Below are 16766 nucleotides of genomic sequence, written 5' to 3' on the forward strand. Positions count from 1 at the left end.
GGATTGCCGACAGGACGCCCGGGGCTCGCAGGGGGCACTGTTGACGCAGGTGGATGGCGGTGTGGCCGGGGAGGCGCGGCGCACCGGTCCGGCCGGCCGGCGGTGACCGTGCCCGGTCGCCACCGCCCGGTCCGGACAACGACGTCACCATCTCCGGCCGGCGGGCGTCGCGCCCGTCGACCGGGCCAGCAAGGAAGGAGGGGCCGCCATGGCCGCTCCCACCGTGACCGCCAGCCTCGACGCCTCGACCTACGCCCCGGGTGAGCCGATGACGCTCACCGTCGACTACGCCGACCCGGACACCCGGCCGGTGACCGTCACCATCGTGCTGACCGACCCGGACGGCAACAGCAGCGCCCCGGTGCGGGTCACCGCGGTCATCGACCCGCTCGGCGTCGAGGTCGCCGACGACTCCGGCCGGGCCTGGACGATGGTCTCGGACACCGGGACGACCGCCGTGTACCGGGCGGTGGCCTGATGCCCCGGGTCACCGTGACCGTGCGTGACCAGGGCGGACGCACCGCCAGCGCGGCGGCCGACTACGCCCTGGCACCACCGGTGTGGGGTGGCTACTACCTGGCCGGCAACGCCGACCCGACGGGGGACATGGTGGGCGGGAACTTCCGTTCGCTGACCCAGTACCGCAGCCTCGCCGACGGCTACGTCTTCCCCGGCTACGGCATGACCTGGCTGCGCGACCTCGGGCGGGCCGGGGTCGCGGCGAACATGGTGCTGGAGCTGAAGCACTACGGCGCGGGCAGCCCCGGCGCGCAGACGTTCACCGTCGACGGGGTGACCTGGACCGTTCCCGCGCCGGCGATGACCATCCAGCAGCGTCCGGGCACCACCTGGCCCCGGGCGTACGGGTACGGGCAGGTGCTCGCCGGTCAGTGCGACGGGCTGCTCGCCCGCGCCCTGTCGCAGTACCGGACGCTGGGGTTCCCGGTGAACCTGCAACTCGCCTCGGAGCTGGACACCGACCACGAGTTCGGCACCACCGAGGCGGGTGTGTCGTTCACCTGGGCCGAGTCGGACGCCCGCGCGGTGCAGGCGCTGACCTACGTGGTGAACTGGTTGCGGGCCCGGGGCCTGCCCACCGGCACCACCTTCTCGGTCGGTTCGGGCGGCTTCGACCGGGCGGCCTTCCGGCGTACCCATCCGGAGGCGCTGATGTCCCGGGTGGATTTCCTCCAGTGGAACGTCTACGCGACCGACCCGGCGCACACCGCGTCGGGCCGGTTCGGCCGGACGCGGGACTGGGCGGTGAGCGACCTCGGGCCGGTGGCGCTCTCCCGACCGGTGATCATCGCGGAGTGGGGGGTGCAGGTGTCCGCCTTCCCCGACCAGGCGGCCTGGATCGCCACCGTGCCGGCGGCCCTGGCCCGGCTCAACGCCGAGCGGGGGCCCCGGATCGTGCGGGCGAACTACTTCAACTCCGGCTGGGGCACCCTGACGCCGAAGCAGCCGGGCCTGGCCGCCCTGCGTGCCGCGTACGCGACCAGGCCGTTCGGCTGAGACGCGGGCGTCTCAGCCGTCGCCGAGTTCGTGGGCGTACGCGTCGCGTAGTTGCGCCCAGCCGTGGTCGAGGGCGGCGCGGCCCCGGACCGGGCCGACCGGGTCGCCGGCGAGCAGCCGGTCGGCGACGTCGACGCAGAGGTGCCAGCCGGCGGCCACCATCGGCAGCGTGCCCCGGTCGGCGACGGTGTGCCACAGGGTGAGCCGGGTGCCGTCGGCGGTCGGGGTCAGCTCCCAGCGGAGCAGGTCCCCGCCCCAGGTGTGTTCCAGCAGGCGCGGTGCCTCGGCCCGGCGTACGGTGGCCGGCTGCGCGTCGGTCGTGTCGCCGTCGACCAGGGTGAGCACCACGTCGCCGGGGGTGCCGAGGTCGCGGTCGGCCAGGAACGGCGCCCACCCGGCCAACTGGGCCGGGTCGGTCAGCGCCGCCCAGACCCGCTGCGGTGGGTGCCGCAGTTCGCGGACGAAGCGCAGGGTCCACCGGCCGTCGGCGGGGACGGCGGTGACCTCGGCCGGTGGGCCGGGGCGCAACGGGGCAGGATCCATGGTCACTCCTTGTCGAGGTGACGCTCCAGGGCGTCGAGGTGGGTCTCCCACATCCGCCGGTACGGGGCCAGCCAGTCGTCCACCGCCCGCAGCCGGTGCGGGTCGAGGCGGTAGATGCGGTGCTGGGCGACCGCGCGGCAGGAGACGAAGCCGGCTTCGCGGAGCACCCGCAGGTGTTTGGAGACGGCCGGCTGGCTCAGCTCCAGCGTGTCGACCAGCTCGCCGACGCTGCACTCGGCCCGGCGGAGCGTGTCGAGGATGCGGCGGCGGCTCGGCTCGGCCAGGACGGCGAAGGCGTCAGCGGACACGCAGGCAATATGCCTGTACAGGCATATTGCTGTCAAGGCATATACCTGGTCGGCGGGGCCCGAGCGGGTGCCCGCCCGGCTCCCTATGCTCGGAGCATGGAACTGCGGATCTTCACCGAGCCCCAGCAGGGCGCCACCTACGACCAACTGCTCACGGTGGCCCGCGCCGCCGAGGACGCCGGCTACGGCGCGTTCTTCCGCTCCGACCACTACCTGGCGATGGGGTCCTCCACCGGCGAACCCGGCCCGACCGACGCCTGGACCACCCTGGCCGGGCTGGCCCGGGACACCTCCCGGATCCGGCTCGGCACGCTGGTCACGGCGGCCACCTTCCGGCTGCCCGGCCCGCTGGCGATCACCGTCGCCCAGGTCGACCAGATGAGCGGCGGCCGGGTCGAGTTGGGCCTCGGCGCCGGCTGGTTCGCCGAGGAACACACCGCCTACGGCATCCCGTTCCCGCCGCTGGGCGAACGCTTCGACCGGCTGGAGGAGCAACTCGCCGTCATCACCGGGCTGTGGGAGACCCCGGCCGGCGAACGGTTCGACCACGCCGGCCGGTACTACCCGGTCGAGAACTCCCCGGCGCTGCCCAAGCCGGTGCAGCAGCCCCGCCCGCCGATCCTGCTCGGCGGCAAGGGACCCAAGCGCACCCCGCGCCTGGCCGCCCGCTACGCCGACGAGTTCAACCTGCCCTTCGTCTCGGTCGACGAGACGGTCGCCCAGTTCGGCCGGGTCCGCGCCGCCTGCGCCGAGGCGGGCCGCGACCCGGGCACCCTGCGCTGGTCCAACGCGCTGGTGCTCTGCTGCGGCCGGGACGACGCCGAGGTGGCCCGCCGGGCCGCCGTCATCGGCCGGGAACCGGCCGAACTGCGGCAGAACGGGGTCGCCGGCACCCCCGCCGAGGTGGTCGACACGATCGGCCGCTACGCCGAGGCCGGCAGCGAGCGGATCTACCTCCAGGTGCTCGACCTGGCCGACCTGGACCAGCTGGAACTGGTCGCCGCCGAGGTGATGCCCCAGCTGTGACCCCGGCGGCCACTGCGCCGGTGGCGGGCGGCCGGGCCGGTCAGCGGTGGCGGGCGTCCGGCTCGCGCACCACCGTGTCCAACCGGCCGTCCCGGTCGCTGTCCAGGTAGGTGATGTCCGGTACGCCGTCGCCGTCCAGGTCGACCTGGACCACGTCGGCGATCCCGTCCCCGTCCAGGTCGGTCACCACCTGCGTCGAGCCGTCCAGGTGGTGGGTGACGATCGAGTGCGCCTCGTTCCGCGCCACCCGGGGGCCGGGCGTCGTGGTCGGCCCCGTCCGGTCCGGGTACGCCGACGGCGGGGCGCTCGCCGGCTCCAGGCCGACCCCGGTCGGGTCGATCTCCTCCTCGGACGGGTAGACGTCGCCGTGCAGGATCGGGTCGCGGTAGCTGCTCATCGCGCCATGGTTCCCCGCGGACCCCGCCGACAACCGTGCCGGACGGTGCACCGGACCACGCGGGTACAGTTCCGACGTGGTCGACACACTGGTGGGACACGCCCGCGCGGCACTCGACTCGGACGACCCGACCCGGCGTCGGGCGGCCCGCGACGGGCTGGCCGCCGAACCCGCCACCGGGGTCGCCAGGTGAGCGGGGTGCCCCGGCACAACTGGGCCGGCAACGTCCACTACGCCGCCCGTGCCTTCCACGAGCCGACCACCCTCGACGAGCTGCGCCGGCTGGTCGCCGGCAGTGACCGGGTGCGGGCGGTCGGCAGCGGCCACTCGTTCAACCGGATCGGCGACACCACAGGCGACCTGGTCTCGCTGGCCGGGTTGCCATCCACCGTCGAGGTCGACCGGGAACGCGGCACCGTCACCGTCGCCGCCGGCCTGCGCTACGGGGACGTGGCCACCCGGCTGCACGAGCAGGGGCTGGCCCTGGCCAACCTCGCCTCGCTGCCGCACATCTCGGTGGCCGGCGCGGTCGCCACCGGCACCCACGGCTCCGGCGACGGCAACCGCAACCTGGCCGCCGCCGTGGCCGGCCTGGAACTGGTCACCGCCGACGGGGACGTGCTCACCGTGGACCGCTCCGCCGGTGACCGGTTCGCCGGCATGGTCGTGTCCCTCGGCGCGCTGGGCGTGGTCACCCGGGTCACCCTGGACGTGTTGCCCACCTTCACCGTCCGCCAGTACGTCCGCGAGGGCCTGCCCGTCGACGCGCTGGACGCGGCACTCGCCTCGGCGTACAGCGTCAGCGGGTTCACCACCTGGCGGTCGACCGACATCGACCAGGTCTGGCGCAAGCAGCTCGCCGACGCCCCGCCGCCGGAGCCGGACTGGCTCGGCACCACCCCCGCCGAGGGGCCGGCGCACCCGGTGCCCGGGATGGACCCGGTCAGCTGCACCCCGCAGTTCGGCGAGCCCGGCCCGTGGCACGAGCGGCTGCCGCACTTCCGGCTCGGCTTCCTGCCCAGCAGCGGCGACGAACTCCAGTCCGAGTACCACCTGCCCCGCTCGGCCGGGGCCGGGGCGCTGGCCGCGCTGGCCGGGATGCGGGAGCGGATCGCACCCGTGTTGCAGATCTGCGAGCTGCGCACCGTCGCCGCCGACGAACTGTGGCTGAGCCCCAACCAGGGGCGCGACACGCTGGCCGTGCACTTCACCTGGGTCGACGACGCGGCGGCGGTGCAGCCGGTGCTGGCCGAGGTCGAGGCCCGGCTCGCCCCGTTCGACCCCCGGCCGCACTGGGGCAAGGTCTTCACCCTCGACCCGGCCGTGGTCGCCGCCACCTTCCCCCGGTACGCCGACTTCGCCGCCCTGCTCACCGAGCTGGACCCGGCCGGGGTGTTCCGCACCGACCTGCTCGACCACTACTTCCCCCGCGCCTGACCACCCGACCGCAGCGGGCACCGGAAGTCGGGTCCGGTCGTTCCCGGCTGCCTGGCGTGGATCACGTGAGCGCAAGGAGAACAGATGCTGGAGCGGCTGAACGAGGCCCTGGCGTACGTGGAACGGCACCTCGACGAACCGATCGAGGTGGCCGACCTGGCACGGATCACCCTCACCTCGGAGTACCACTTCCGGCGGATGTTCTCGGCGCTGGCCGGGATGCCCCTGTCGGAGTACGTCCGCAGGCGGCGGCTCACCGTCGCGGCGGCCGAGGTGCTGGCCGGTGAGCGGACGTTGCTCGACGTCGCGGTCCGCCACGGGTACGGCTCGACCGAGGCGTTCACCAGGGCGTTCCGGGCGATGCACGGCATCGGGCCGGGTGAGGCGCGGCGTACCGGGGCCGTACTGCACTCCCAGCAGCGGTTGTCCTTCCGGCTCGTCGTCGAGGGCAGTGGCAGCATGCGGTACCGGGTGGTGGAGAAGCCGGCGTTGCGGCTGGTGGGCCGGCGGGCCCGGGTGCCCCTGGTGCACGAGGGGATGAACCCGGCGATCGTGGCGTTCATCAGGGGGATCCCGGCGGGGACGACGGCCCGGATCGAGGCCCTGTCCGACCAGGAGCCGGCGGGCATCGTCAACGTCAGCGACCTGCTCGGCGAGGACCGCTCCGAGGGCGTCGAACTGGATTACTGGTACGGCGTGGTGACCGGCGCGGACGCGCCGGACGACCTGGAGTCGCTCGACGTGCCGGCGGGGACCTGGGCGGTCTTCGCGTCCTCCGGGGAGTTCCCGGCGGCCGTGCAGCACCTGTGGCGGGACGTGTTCACCCAGTGGTTCCCGTCGAACCCCTACCGGAGCCGGCCGGGCCCGGAGATCTCCAGGGTCCGCATCGCGGCCGGCGGCACCCACGCCGACGCCGAGCTGTGGATTCCGGTGGAGCGGGCCGGCACCGCCTGACCGGGGCCGACGTCGCGGGGTCCGCGCGCTGCGGAGACCGCCTACCTCGCCCCCGCCGCGCGCCCGGCCCTCAGCCGGCCGGGTGGGGCCGCAGGGTGCTGCGCTGCACGGCGCGGCTGATGTCGCTGGGGGAGACGATGCCGACGAGCCGGTCGCCCGTCACCACCAGGGCACGGCCGTCGGAGCACTCGCCGAGGCGGGGGAGCAGGTCGTTGAGCTGCTCCTCCGGCCGGGCCAGCACCAGGTCGTCGGCCCGGCAGGCGACCTCGGCCAGCGTGGTGGCGGCCCGGCGGTCGGGTGGCACGCCACGGACCCGGTCCAGGGTGACCAGGCCGACGGGCCGACCGTCCTCGGTCAACGGCAGCGCCGTGTGCCGGTAGGCGAACAGGTAGTGGTCGACGAAGTCGGCGACGGTCATCTCCGCCGACGCGGTCTGCGGCTGCGGGGTCATCACCTCACCGACCCGGACGCCGGTCAGCGCGCTGCCCAGCCGCGCCTGGCGCTCCTCCGTACCCGCCGCGCCGATCAGGAACCAGCCGATCAGGGCCAGCCAGAGCCCGCCCACCCCGTACCCGGCCAGGAACTGCCAGATGCCCAGGCCGATCAGCAGCACGCCGAGCACCCAGCCGGCGCGGGCGGCCACCACCGACGCCCTGGCCCGGTCGCCGGTGGCCTTCCACACGGCGGCACGCAGCAGCCGGCCCCCGTCGAGCGGGGCGGCCGGCAGGACGTTGAACACCGCCAGCAGCACGTTGATCCCGGCCAGCCAGGACACCGCGCCGAGCAGCAGCCCCTCCTGCCCGGCCAGCGCCAGCAGCACCGCGACCGCCCCGAAGAACACCCCGACGAGCAGGCTGACCAGCGGCCCGACCCCGGAGATGCGTAGCTCCGCGCCCGGGTCGGAGGGCTCGCCACGCAGCTCGGCGACGCCGCCGAACAGCCACAGCGTGATCCCCTCCACCTGGAGGCCGTTGCGTTTCGCCACCACCGCGTGCGACACCTCGTGGGCCAGCAGGCCGACGAAGAAGACCACCGCCGCCGCGAGCCCGGCCAGCAGGTACGCCCAACCGGGCCGGTCGGGGTACGAACGGGGAAACTGGTTGGCCGACAGCACCCACGCGATCAGCACGAAGATGACCAGGACGCTCCAGTTGACCCCGACGGGTACCCCCGCGATCCGGCCAAGCCGGAAGCTCGCCCTCATGCCCCGCTCATACCCGGCGTCGCCGCGCCCATGCCGGGACGGCTGCCGTCGCGTCGGGTGCCGGCGTCCGGGCCCGGTCAGCTCGGGGCGCCCCAGATGGTGGCTGCCGTGGTGAAGGAGCGGGTTGACCGATCGGGAATAGTGGAAGGGGTGACGCTGATCGATGAGGGTGACGACCCGTACCGCTGGCTGGAGCAACTCGACGCGGAGCCGGCAGCCGCCTGGGTCCGCGAGCGCAACGCGGCGACCGTCGCGGCGCTGACCGGCGACGACGCGTTCGCGGCGGCGCAGGCCGAGATCCGGCAGGTGCTCGACGCCGACGACCGCATCCCGTACCCCGGCTGGCGCGGCGACGGGTTCTACTACGGCTTCTGGCGGGACGCGGCGCACCCCCGGGGGCTGTGGCGGCGTACCACGCTGGCGGAGTACCGGCGGCCCGAGCCGGCCTGGGACGTGCTGCTCGACCTGGACGCGCTGGCCGCCGCCGAGGACGAGAACTGGGTCTGGGGCGGGGTGACGGTGCTGCGGCCCGGCCACCGGCGCTGCCTGGTCAGCCTGTCGCGGGGCGGCAAGGACGCGGTGGTGGTCCGCGAGTACGACCTCGACACCCGCAGCTTCGTGCCCGACGGGTTCACCCTCGCCGAGGCCAAGAGCGACGTCACCTGGATCGATGTCGACCGGATCTACGTCGGCACCGACCTCGGCCCCGGCTCGCTGACCGTTTCCGGCTACCCGAGGGTGATCCGCCGGTGGCGGCGGGGCACCCCGTTGGGTGCGGCCGAGATCGTCTACGAGGGGCAGGCCGAGGACGTCTCCGCGTACGCCTCGCACGATCCGACACCCGGGTACGAACGGGACTTCGTCGGCCGCAGCCTGGACTTCTACCGGACCCGTAGTTTCCTGCTGACCCCCGACGGCGACCGGATCCCCGTCCCGGTGCCCGAGGACGCCCAGTGGGACGTGCACCGGCAGTGGCTGGTGATCCGGTTGCGGACCCCGTGGGAGGTCGCCGGGGTCACCCATCCGGCGGGGGCGCTGCTGGTGGCCCGGTTCGACGACTTCCTCGCCGGGGGCCGCGACCTCACCGTGCTGTTCGAGCCCGACGAGCGGACCGCGCTGAGCTACCACGTCTGGACCCGTAACCACCTGATCCTGGCCACCCTGGTCGACGTACGGCGGCGGTTGGAGGTGCTCACCCCCGACGGGTCGGGCTGGCGGCGGACGCCGTTGGCCGGGGTGTCGGCCGACGACGACACCTGGATCGTGGACACCGATCCGGACCTCGGCGACGACTACCTGATCGCCTCCACCGGCTACCTGCGGCCGCCGACGCTGCGGCTGGGCCGGGTCGGCGGGCCGGTCGAGACCCTCAAACGGGAGCCGGCGTTCTTCGACACCACCGGGCTGACCGTGCGCCAGTTCTTCGCCACCTCGGCCGACGGGACCCGGGTGCCCTACACCGTGGTCGGCCCCCCGACGGCGTCCGCCGGGCCGACCCTGCTCACCGGGTACGGCGGGTTCGAGATCTCGCTGACGCCGCACTACGACGGGGTGATCGGCCGGGGTTGGCTGGCCCGGGGCGGCAGCTACGTGGTGGCGAACATCCGGGGCGGCGGGGAGTACGGCCCGCGCTGGCACCGGGCGGCGCTGCGCGAGAACCGCCCCCGGGCGTACGAGGACTTCGCCGCCGTCGCCGCCGACCTGGTGGCCCGGGGGATCACCACCGCGCCGCAGCTCGGCGTCGAGGGCGGCAGCAACGGCGGGCTGCTGATGGGGGCGATGCTGACCCGTTGTCCGACGCTGGTCGGCGCGGTGGTGGCGAACGTGCCGCTGCTGGACATGCGCCGCTACCACCTGCTGCTCGCCGGGGCGTCCTGGACGGCCGAGTACGGCGACCCGGACGACCCGGACGACTGGGCGTTCCTGCGGGAGTACTCGCCGTACCACAACGTGCGGGCCGGGGTGACGTACCCGCCGGTCCTGTTCGTCACCTCGACCCGGGACGACCGGGTGCACCCGGGGCACGCCCGGAAGATGGCCGCGCTGCTGGCCGAGCACGGCCACGACGTGTCGTACTACGAGAACGTGGAGGGTGGGCACGGCGCGGCGAGCAACAACGAGCAGCGGGCGTTCCTGTCGGCGCTGACGTTGCGTTTTCTGTGGCGGCGACTGGGCGGTCGGTGAAGGCACGCCGGGCCCGGGGTGTCCCGGTCTCTTCCGGGGACGAAGGCGGCTGCCCGCAGGGGCAACCCGGACTGCCCGCAGGACCGGCCGGCGACCGGGGGACGGACCGGCAGATCCGGTGCACGCTGGTGCGGACCCGCCCACCGACCGGGAGACAGGCGTGTATCCGCATCAGGACGTCCAGCCGGCGCCATGGCAACACACGTTCGCCACCACCTTCGCCTGGCTCGCCGAGCACGAGCCGGCGTACTTCCAGCGCCTCACCTGGGCCGAGACCCAGCAGAATCCCACCTGCCTGGCGATGTTCCATGCCTGGGCCGACGAGCAGGCCGCCCACACCGGCGTCGACCAGCTGCGCCGTAGCCTGGCCACGAGCACGCTGCTCCAGCAGCACGCCAGTGGGCAGCTGGACCGGGACCACCTCGTCGTCGCGTTGGTGGAGACCGTCCGGCCGCCGTGGGCCGACCACCCCCTGGCGACGGCGTTCGGGGAGGTCGATCCGACGCTCGTCGCGGAGTTCGCCCAGCTCGACGACATGTACGCGCTGGTCGCCCGGTTGACGCAGGTGTTCGAGGCAGACACCGGGTTCACGTTCGCCCTCTGGTCGGTGGCCGCCGAGGCCCTCGCCGGCGAGGTCGCCGGGGCGTACCTGCCGTACTTCGCCGCAGCGTGCGACGAGCACCTGCGGCAGTGGTATCTGACCGCCACCGTCGCGCAACCGGACCTGCCCGGTCAGCTTGGGGGCCCGGCACCTGACGGCGGCGACCAGCCGGCGACCCGGTGGCTGGACTACCTGGACCCCGACCAGTTCCCGCAGGTGCTGGCGGACTGCCCGGACCTCGCCGCCGACATCGCCGACTACAACACGCAGGTGTACGCGTTCAATCTGGCCGGGCCGTACCAGGAGGAGTACCGGTCGTCGGTGCATGGTGCCATGGCCCGCGTGCTGGCCTGGTACGCCCACCGGCAACCGGTGATCCTGGGTCGCCTCCAGGCGTTCGTCGGGCCGCAGGGGCAGCCCGACGATCCGGCGACCGCCCATCTGCTGGCCCTCGCCCCGCAGTGGGAGCAGCTCCGCCAGACCTGCGGGCTTCTCACCGCCGCCCTCGAACCCGACTTCACCGGATATCCGCCGGCCCAGCCGTTGCCGGTCCGGGAACAGATCGCGGCGGCGGCGCGGGCCCGGCTGGCGGCCAGGGAGAGCCAACCGGGCGGTGCGGAACCGCCGGGACCGGTCGGGGTGCCGAGAGCCGTCGAGGTGCCGCGTCCACCATCGCGCCGGCCCGAACGGGACGAGCAGGGCGAACGGCCGGCTCCGGGTGGCATCACCGACGAGCAGTGGCGGCAGATCGCGGCGATCCTGCCGGGCGGCAACTCGCAGCGGAGCCGGCGGTACGACCTCCGGCTGATCGTGGAAGGGATCCACCACCACAAACGCACCGGCTGCGCCTGGTTGAACATGCCGGGGCACTATCCACCCGCGCGGACCCTCACCAAGTACCAGTCGACCTGGGAGGGTGACGGCACCATGCGCCTGATCGAGGCGATCCTGGGCTAGCTGGACGGCAGGTGCTCCCGGCGGCACGGGTGGCGGTGAGGGTGCGTCGCCCGGCGGGGCGGTGCCGGGTCAGCGGCGGGACGGGCCGCCCGCCGTCGCCGGGGCCTGCGCCATCCGGGTCGCCCAGTCCAGGGCGTAGTCGGCGACCGCCTCCCAGCCCGGCTCACCCACCGTGAAGTGCGAGCGGCCGGGGAACTCGTGGTACGCGGTGACCGCCCGCGACTTCTGGTAGAGCCCGGCGTTCGCCTTGACCAGCGACGGCGGGGCCACGTGGTCCTGGCCGCCGGCGATCAGCAGCAGCGGCGGCCGGTCGTCGCGGCCGGTGTCGACCGTCGCGGCGGAGTGCGGGTCGAGGTTGGCGAACGCCCCCTCGAACAGCACGTGTCCGGCGGCCGGGACGGCGTAGCGCCGCCAGGCCCGGTCGGAGTCGTCCGGTTGGAGCGTGTTGCCGAAGGCGTACCGGAACTCGTCCGGGCTGATCTGCACCCCCCGGTGCCGGTTGACCGGGCTGCGCAGCACCGGGTACGACGCCCGCAGCGTGCTGATCGGCAGCCGGAGCACCCCCTTGACCGGGGCGGACGCGACCGCCACGACGGCCGCGCCGAGCTGCCGGTCGGCGAGCACCTGGGCGACCAGCCCGCCGAACGAGTGGCCGATCACGATCGGTGCGCCGGGCAGCTCGCGGATCACCGTCGCGTAGTGGTCGATGATCTGGCGCAGGGTGGTGCCGGCGATGGTGCCGGGGTCGGCGCGTAGTGCGGTCACCTCCCGGTCGAAGCCGGGCCAGGCGGGGGCGAGCACCCGGAACCCGCGTGCTTCGTACCGCTCCGCCCAGCCCTCCCAACTGCGTGGTGTCATCCACAGCCCGTGCACGAACACCACCGTGTCGACCCGCCCCTCCGACGCGTTCCCCATGCGGTCCTCCCCGACCTCGCCCCGACCGCGGCGGCATACCCACCTTCCACCGCCCGATGCCCCGCGCCGGGGGCCTGCAGGCATACGACTTTCCTTCGGAACGGACACCGGGTGCGACACCGCTGACATTTGTCACGGGTGGAAGGTGACGGGCGGGCCGGGAAAGGGCGGGCCGGCCGGCGCACGCTCGGTGGCATGACCAGTGAGTGTCCGGCCGTCGCACTGCGCGGCCTGCGGAAGAGCTTCGGGCCGGTGACCGCCGTCGACGGGCTCGACCTGACCGTCCACCCGGGCGAGGTGGTGGCCTTCCTCGGCCCCAACGGCGCCGGCAAGACCACCACGATCGACATGCTGCTCGGCCTGGCCCGCCCCGACGCCGGGGAGGTCCGGCTGCTGGGCGGTACCCCCGCCGAGGCCGTCCGCCACGGCCGGGTCGCCGCCGTCATGCAGAGCGGCGGCCTGCTCAAGGATCTCACCGTCGCCGAGACGGTACGGATGACCGCGTCCTTCTTCGGCCGGACCCGGCCGGTCGCCGAGGTGCTGACCCGGGCCGGGATCGCCGACCTGGCCGACCGGCTCGTCGGCAAGTGCTCCGGGGGCCAGCAGCAGCGGCTGCGGTTCGCGCTGGCCCTGCTCTCCGACCCGGACGTGATGGTCCTCGACGAGCCGACCACCGGCATGGACGTCGAGGGCCGACGCGACTTCTGGCAGGCGATCCGCGCCGACGCCCGGTCCGGCCGCACCATCATCTTCGCCACCCACTACCTCGACGAGGCCGACGCGTACGCCGACCGGATCGTGCTGGTCCGGCAGGGCCGGGTGGTCGCCGACGGCACCACCGCCGAGATCAAGAACCTGGCCGCCGGCCGGATCGTCCGGGCCACCCTGCCCGACGCCGACCAGTCCGGCCTGGCCGCGCTGCCCGGCGTGGAGGCCGTCGAGGTACGCGGCGACGCCGTGCTGATCCGCACCGGCGACTCGGACGCCGTGGCCCGGCACCTGCTCACCCGCACCACCGCCCGGGACCTGGAGATCACCTCCCGCAACCTGGAGGACGCCTTCCTGGCCCTGACCGCCACCGACGCCACCCCCGCCGAAACCACCCCCACCGCGACCGTTGGAGCCTGAGATGACCACCCCGACCCTCATCACCCCCACCGCGGACCGCCGGCCGCCGGCCCTCGGCGGGTTCTCCCCGGCGGTGCTGCTGATCGAGATGCGCCGGGTGCTGCGCAACCGGCGGACCCTGCTGTTCACCATGGTCATGCCGGCGGTGTTCTTCCTGCTGTTCGGCCTCCCGCAGCGCGGCGAGACGCTGCCCAACGGCCGGCAGGTGCTCGCCTGGATCATGGTCAGCCTCGCCGTCTACGGGGCGATGGTCGCCACCACCAGCGCGGGCGCGGCGGTCGCCACCGAACGGGCGCTGGGCTGGAGCCGTCAGCTCCGGCTCACCCCGCTGCACCCGGCCGCGTACGTCGCCACGAAGGTCGCCACCGCGATGGTGCTCGGGCTGGTCGCGGTCGTGATCGAGTTCGCGGTCGGAGCCGCCGCCGGGGTCCGGCTGCCGGTGTCCGTCTGGCTGCTGGCCGGGGCGGCGGCCTGGCTCGGCTCGCTGGTCTTCGCCGCGCTGGGGCTGCTCATCGGCTACCTCGGCCCGGCCGAGAACGTCATGCAGTTCATGGGGCCGGTGCTCGCCCTGCTCGCCATGTTCGGCGGCCTGTTCCTGCCGGTGGAGATGCTGCCCGAGGTGATGCAGCGGATCGCCCAGTTCACCCCCGTGTGGGGGGTGGGTCAACTGGCCCGCGCGCCGCTGACCGGTGACCCGGTGACCGTCGGGGTGCTCGTCAACGTGCTCGGCTGGACGGCGGGCTTCGCCCTCGGCGCGGCCCGGTTGTTCCGCCGCGACACCCAGCGGGTCTGAGCCGTGACCCGGCACCGGCGGGCCCGGACACCGGCCGGCGGGGACTAGCGTGGACCCGGTGGACCTCCCGTTCGACCGGCCGTCGCCGGTGACCTGCCGCTGGCGGGTCACCGGCTGGCTGCTCGCCGGGGTGTGGCTGTTCTTCCTCAACATCCCGCTGCTCACCGCCGTACACCAGGCACAACCCTGGCGGCGGGCGGTGGGGGTGGGCAGCCTGGTCGTGTTCGGCGTGCTCTACGTGCTGATCTTCCAGTGGGCGCGCGCCCTGCGCCAGGCGCACCGGCCGATCCCGGCCGGCCGGGCGCGGGCGTCGGTGGGACTGCTGCTCGCGCTGGGCCTGGCCGGCATCCCCGGCACCGCGGGGGACTGGCTGACCACCCTGGTCTTCGTCGCGGCGGCGGCGGTGTTCCTGCTGCCCCCGGTGGACGCCCTGGTGGTGGTCGTGCTGAGCGCGCTGACCCCACCGGTCGCCGCCGCGCTGGTGCCCGGCTGGGAGGCGGAGAGCACCGTCGTCTTCGCGGTGTTGCTCGCCTCGTTCGCCATGTTCGGGGTGAGCCGGCTGGCGCAGCGCAACGGCGAACTGCGGGCCGCCCAGGCCGAGATCCGCCGGCTCGCGGTCGCCGAGGAACGCGCCCGCACCGCCCGCGACCTGCACGACATCCTCGGGCACTCGCTGACCGTGGTGGCGGTCAAGGCGGAGCTGGCCGGGCGGCTGCTGGAGCTGGACCCGGCCCGCGCCGGCACCGAGATCGCCGACGTCGAGCGGCTGGCCCGGCAGGCGCTGGCCGACGTGCGACGTACCGTCGGGGCGTACCGGGAGATCAGCCTGAGCGGCGAGCTGGCCGGCGCCCGGACGGCGCTGGCGGCGGCGGGCATCGTCGGTGACCTGCCGGACGACCTGCCGGCGCTGCCGGCGGCGCGGGAGGAACTGTTCGGCTGGGCGGTCCGGGAGGGAGTGACGAACGTGGTGCGGCACAGCGGCGCACGGCGGTGCGTGATCCGGGTCCACCCGGACCGGGTGGAGATCGCCGACGACGGGCGCGGGCCGGCCGGGCCGCAGCCGCCCGGCGACGGCGGGCACGGGCTGCTCGGCCTGCGGGAACGCGGCGGGCGGCTCGACGGCACCGTGACGGTCGGCCGACGGCCGGACGGCACCGGGTTCCTGCTGCGGGTCACCGTGCCGGTGGAGCAGCGGTGAACGAACCGATCCGGCTGCTGCTCGCCGACGACCAGGCGCTGGTCCGGGGCGCACTGGCCGCGCTGCTGTCGCTCGAACCGGATCTGGACGTGGTGGCCGAGGTGGGTCGGGGTGACGAGGTGGTGGACGCGGCCCGCCGCACCCGTCCGGACGTGGCGCTGCTCGACGTGGAGATGCCGGGGCTGGACGGCATCGCCGCGACCGCCACGCTGCGGGCCGCGCTGCCCGGCTGCCGGGTGCTGGTGGTCACCACCTTCGGTCGGCCCGGCTACCTGCGGCGGGCGATGGAGGCCGGGGCGGGCGGCTTCGTGGTCAAGGACACCCCGGCCCGGCAACTCGCCGACGCGGTCCGCCGGGTGCACGCCGGGCTGCGGGTGGTCGACCCGGCGCTGGCGGCGGAGACCCTCGCGGCCGGGACGAGCCCGCTGACCGAACGGGAGACGGCGGTGCTGCGGGCGGCCCGGGGCGGTGGCACGGTGGCCGACCTGGCGGCGGCGCTGCACCTGTCTGAGGGGACGGTCCGCAACCACCTGTCGGCGGCGATCGGCAAGACCGGCGCCCGCAACCGGGCCACCGCCGTCCGGCTCGCCGAACAGAACGGCTGGCTGCTCGGCGACTGAACCGGGGTGAGACGGCCGGGCTCAGGACGTGGTCAGGGCGTCGACGACGACCAGTTCGGTGCCGGGGCGGACCTCGTCGAGGAGGGTCTGCTGGGCGGTGCGGGTCAGCCGGATGCAGCCGTTGGTGACGTCCTCGCCGAGGGTGTCGTCGTCCTGCCAGGTGTGCAGGCCGATGTGTGCGCCCCGCAGCCCGGTGGGCACCGCCTCCGGGTCGTCGGGGACCGCGCCGAGGGCGAAGACGTCCACCCCGCCGTAGACCGGTTCGGGGGGTGGCGTGGTGCCGAGGATGAAGGTGCGGCCGAGGGGGGTCTCCTGGCCGGGCTGGCCGAGGCTGACCGACCAGGTGTGCACCGGTTGGCCGTGCCGGTACCAGGTGAGGCGGTGGGTGCGCCGCTGCACCACGATCTGGTCCCGCAGCACGACGGAACTCCAGCCCCCCTCGGGTAGCCAGGCCAGTCGACGGTTCGCCGAGGGCAGCAGGACCGCCGTCCAGCCGGTGCGCCGTTGCACCACCGGCATGGTCAGCTCCACCCCGCTGATGCTGGGGGCGAGCAGGGCGCGGGGGCGTCCGCCCGGTGCGTCGTACGCGGCGATGTTCCGGGTCGGGGTGACGCCCTCGGTCAACGGGGTGACGTCCAGCGGGTGCGGGTCGGCCGGGAAACCGGCGGGGGCCGGGTCGTAGTCGATCACGGGCAGTCCGGGCGGGGCCGGCGCGGCGGGCGGCACGGTCTCGTCCTCCTGCGGGACGGCCACGGTCGGTGGCGGGGCCGCCCGACGGGTCGGGGTGGGCGCGTCGTAGCGCAGCGCCACCCCGACGAGTAGGGCCAGCACCAGCAACGCCGGTACGCAGGCGACGGCGACGAGCGGCCCCCGGCCCCACCGTTCGATCATCCGGTCAAAAGCCACGAAACAACTCTAAGGGGTAGGTAGCTCCGCCCGGTGTGAATCGTCCGGACGGGCCGTCGGTCCCCGACCCGCCCCCGCCG

At 74.4% G+C, this 16766-nt stretch carries 17 protein-coding genes; 11 read left to right on the forward strand and 6 right to left on the reverse strand.

Features of this window, described 5'->3' with window-relative positions:
• The first annotated feature begins 208 nt into the window (after positions 1 to 208).
• A complete protein-coding gene (locus ACWCHM_RS03730) occupies positions 209 to 478 on the forward strand; it encodes a hypothetical protein (RefSeq protein WP_454221505.1) in 270 nt (89 codons plus the stop codon).
• A complete protein-coding gene (locus ACWCHM_RS03735; protein ID WP_454221506.1) occupies positions 478 to 1515 on the forward strand; it encodes a hypothetical protein in 1038 nt (345 codons plus the stop codon). The genes ACWCHM_RS03730 and ACWCHM_RS03735 overlap by 1 nt, the downstream gene beginning before the upstream one ends.
• A 12-nt stretch (positions 1516 to 1527) precedes the next feature.
• Here ACWCHM_RS03735 and ACWCHM_RS03740 read toward each other — a convergent pair whose 3' ends face one another.
• Complete coding sequence (locus ACWCHM_RS03740; RefSeq protein WP_204959494.1) at positions 1528 to 2058, reverse strand: SRPBCC family protein; 531 nt, start codon at positions 2056 to 2058, stop codon at positions 1528 to 1530.
• A gap of 2 nt (positions 2059 to 2060) precedes the next feature.
• Positions 2061 to 2366, reverse strand: coding sequence for an ArsR/SmtB family transcription factor (locus tag ACWCHM_RS03745; RefSeq protein WP_281895140.1), 306 nt, complete (start codon positions 2364 to 2366; stop codon positions 2061 to 2063).
• Positions 2367 to 2462: 96 nt separating this feature from the next.
• On the opposite strand from ACWCHM_RS03745, the gene ACWCHM_RS03750 reads away from it, so the two are divergent.
• Positions 2463 to 3392, forward strand: coding sequence for an LLM class F420-dependent oxidoreductase (locus ACWCHM_RS03750; protein WP_204959492.1), 930 nt, complete (start codon positions 2463 to 2465; stop codon positions 3390 to 3392).
• Between the two features lie 40 nt (positions 3393 to 3432).
• Here the strand turns inward: ACWCHM_RS03750 and ACWCHM_RS03755 are convergent, their stop codons facing one another.
• Complete coding sequence (locus ACWCHM_RS03755; RefSeq protein WP_204959491.1) at positions 3433 to 3789, reverse strand: hypothetical protein; 357 nt, start codon at positions 3787 to 3789, stop codon at positions 3433 to 3435.
• A gap of 198 nt (positions 3790 to 3987) precedes the next feature.
• Between ACWCHM_RS03755 and ACWCHM_RS03760 the strand changes: the two genes are divergently transcribed.
• Positions 3988 to 5226, forward strand: coding sequence for an FAD-binding protein (locus ACWCHM_RS03760; RefSeq protein WP_307821314.1), 1239 nt, complete (start codon positions 3988 to 3990; stop codon positions 5224 to 5226).
• Positions 5227 to 5310: 84 nt separating this feature from the next.
• A complete protein-coding gene (locus tag ACWCHM_RS03765; protein WP_204959489.1) occupies positions 5311 to 6180 on the forward strand; it encodes an AraC family transcriptional regulator in 870 nt (289 codons plus the stop codon).
• Positions 6181 to 6250: 70 nt separating this feature from the next.
• Here ACWCHM_RS03765 and ACWCHM_RS03770 read toward each other — a convergent pair whose 3' ends face one another.
• On the reverse strand, positions 6251 to 7384 hold the full coding sequence (locus ACWCHM_RS03770) for a site-2 protease family protein (RefSeq protein ID WP_454221508.1): 1134 nt from the start codon (positions 7382 to 7384) through the stop codon (positions 6251 to 6253).
• Positions 7385 to 7534: 150 nt separating this feature from the next.
• On the opposite strand from ACWCHM_RS03770, the gene ACWCHM_RS03775 reads away from it, so the two are divergent.
• Both ACWCHM_RS03775 and ACWCHM_RS03780 read left to right on the forward strand, forming a co-directional pair.
• On the forward strand, positions 7535 to 9568 hold the full coding sequence (locus tag ACWCHM_RS03775; RefSeq protein WP_307821294.1) for a prolyl oligopeptidase family serine peptidase: 2034 nt from the start codon (positions 7535 to 7537) through the stop codon (positions 9566 to 9568).
• A 160-nt stretch (positions 9569 to 9728) separates the two neighbouring features.
• Positions 9729 to 11126 carry a transposase gene (locus ACWCHM_RS03780; protein ID WP_454221509.1) on the forward strand — a complete coding sequence of 466 codons (1398 nt, stop codon included), beginning with the start codon at positions 9729 to 9731 and terminating at the stop codon, positions 11124 to 11126.
• A 69-nt stretch (positions 11127 to 11195) separates the two neighbouring features.
• Here the strand turns inward: ACWCHM_RS03780 and ACWCHM_RS03785 are convergent, their stop codons facing one another.
• Positions 11196 to 12041: an alpha/beta hydrolase gene (locus tag ACWCHM_RS03785; RefSeq protein WP_454221511.1), complete on the reverse strand. Its 846-nt coding sequence runs from the start codon at positions 12039 to 12041 to the stop codon at positions 11196 to 11198.
• A 195-nt stretch (positions 12042 to 12236) separates the two neighbouring features.
• Here ACWCHM_RS03785 and ACWCHM_RS03790 point away from each other — a divergent pair, with 195 nt between their 5' ends.
• The 4 genes from ACWCHM_RS03790 to ACWCHM_RS03805 are packed head-to-tail and all read left to right on the forward strand — an operon-like array spanning position 12237 to position 15780.
• The gene (locus ACWCHM_RS03790; RefSeq protein WP_454221513.1) at positions 12237 to 13169 is read left to right on the forward strand and encodes an ABC transporter ATP-binding protein; all 933 of its coding nucleotides are present in this window, start codon (positions 12237 to 12239) and stop codon (positions 13167 to 13169) included.
• Between the two features lies 1 nt (position 13170).
• Positions 13171 to 13962 carry an ABC transporter permease gene (locus tag ACWCHM_RS03795; protein ID WP_454221515.1) on the forward strand — a complete coding sequence of 264 codons (792 nt, stop codon included), beginning with the start codon at positions 13171 to 13173 and terminating at the stop codon, positions 13960 to 13962.
• Positions 13963 to 14020: 58 nt separating this feature from the next.
• Positions 14021 to 15160 (forward strand): sensor histidine kinase, encoded by a 1140-nt coding sequence (locus tag ACWCHM_RS03800; RefSeq protein ID WP_454221516.1) that lies wholly within the window; start codon positions 14021 to 14023, stop codon positions 15158 to 15160.
• Positions 15157 to 15780, forward strand: coding sequence for a response regulator transcription factor (locus tag ACWCHM_RS03805; protein ID WP_421487676.1), 624 nt, complete (start codon positions 15157 to 15159; stop codon positions 15778 to 15780). The genes ACWCHM_RS03800 and ACWCHM_RS03805 overlap by 4 nt, the downstream gene beginning before the upstream one ends.
• Positions 15781 to 15801: 21 nt before the next feature.
• Here the strand turns inward: ACWCHM_RS03805 and ACWCHM_RS03810 are convergent, their stop codons facing one another.
• On the reverse strand, positions 15802 to 16686 hold the full coding sequence (locus tag ACWCHM_RS03810; RefSeq protein WP_281895166.1) for a L,D-transpeptidase: 885 nt from the start codon (positions 16684 to 16686) through the stop codon (positions 15802 to 15804).
• Between the last annotated feature and the right edge of the window lie 80 nt (positions 16687 to 16766).

The sequence above is a fragment of the Micromonospora sp. SCSIO 07396 genome (assembly GCF_053667945.1).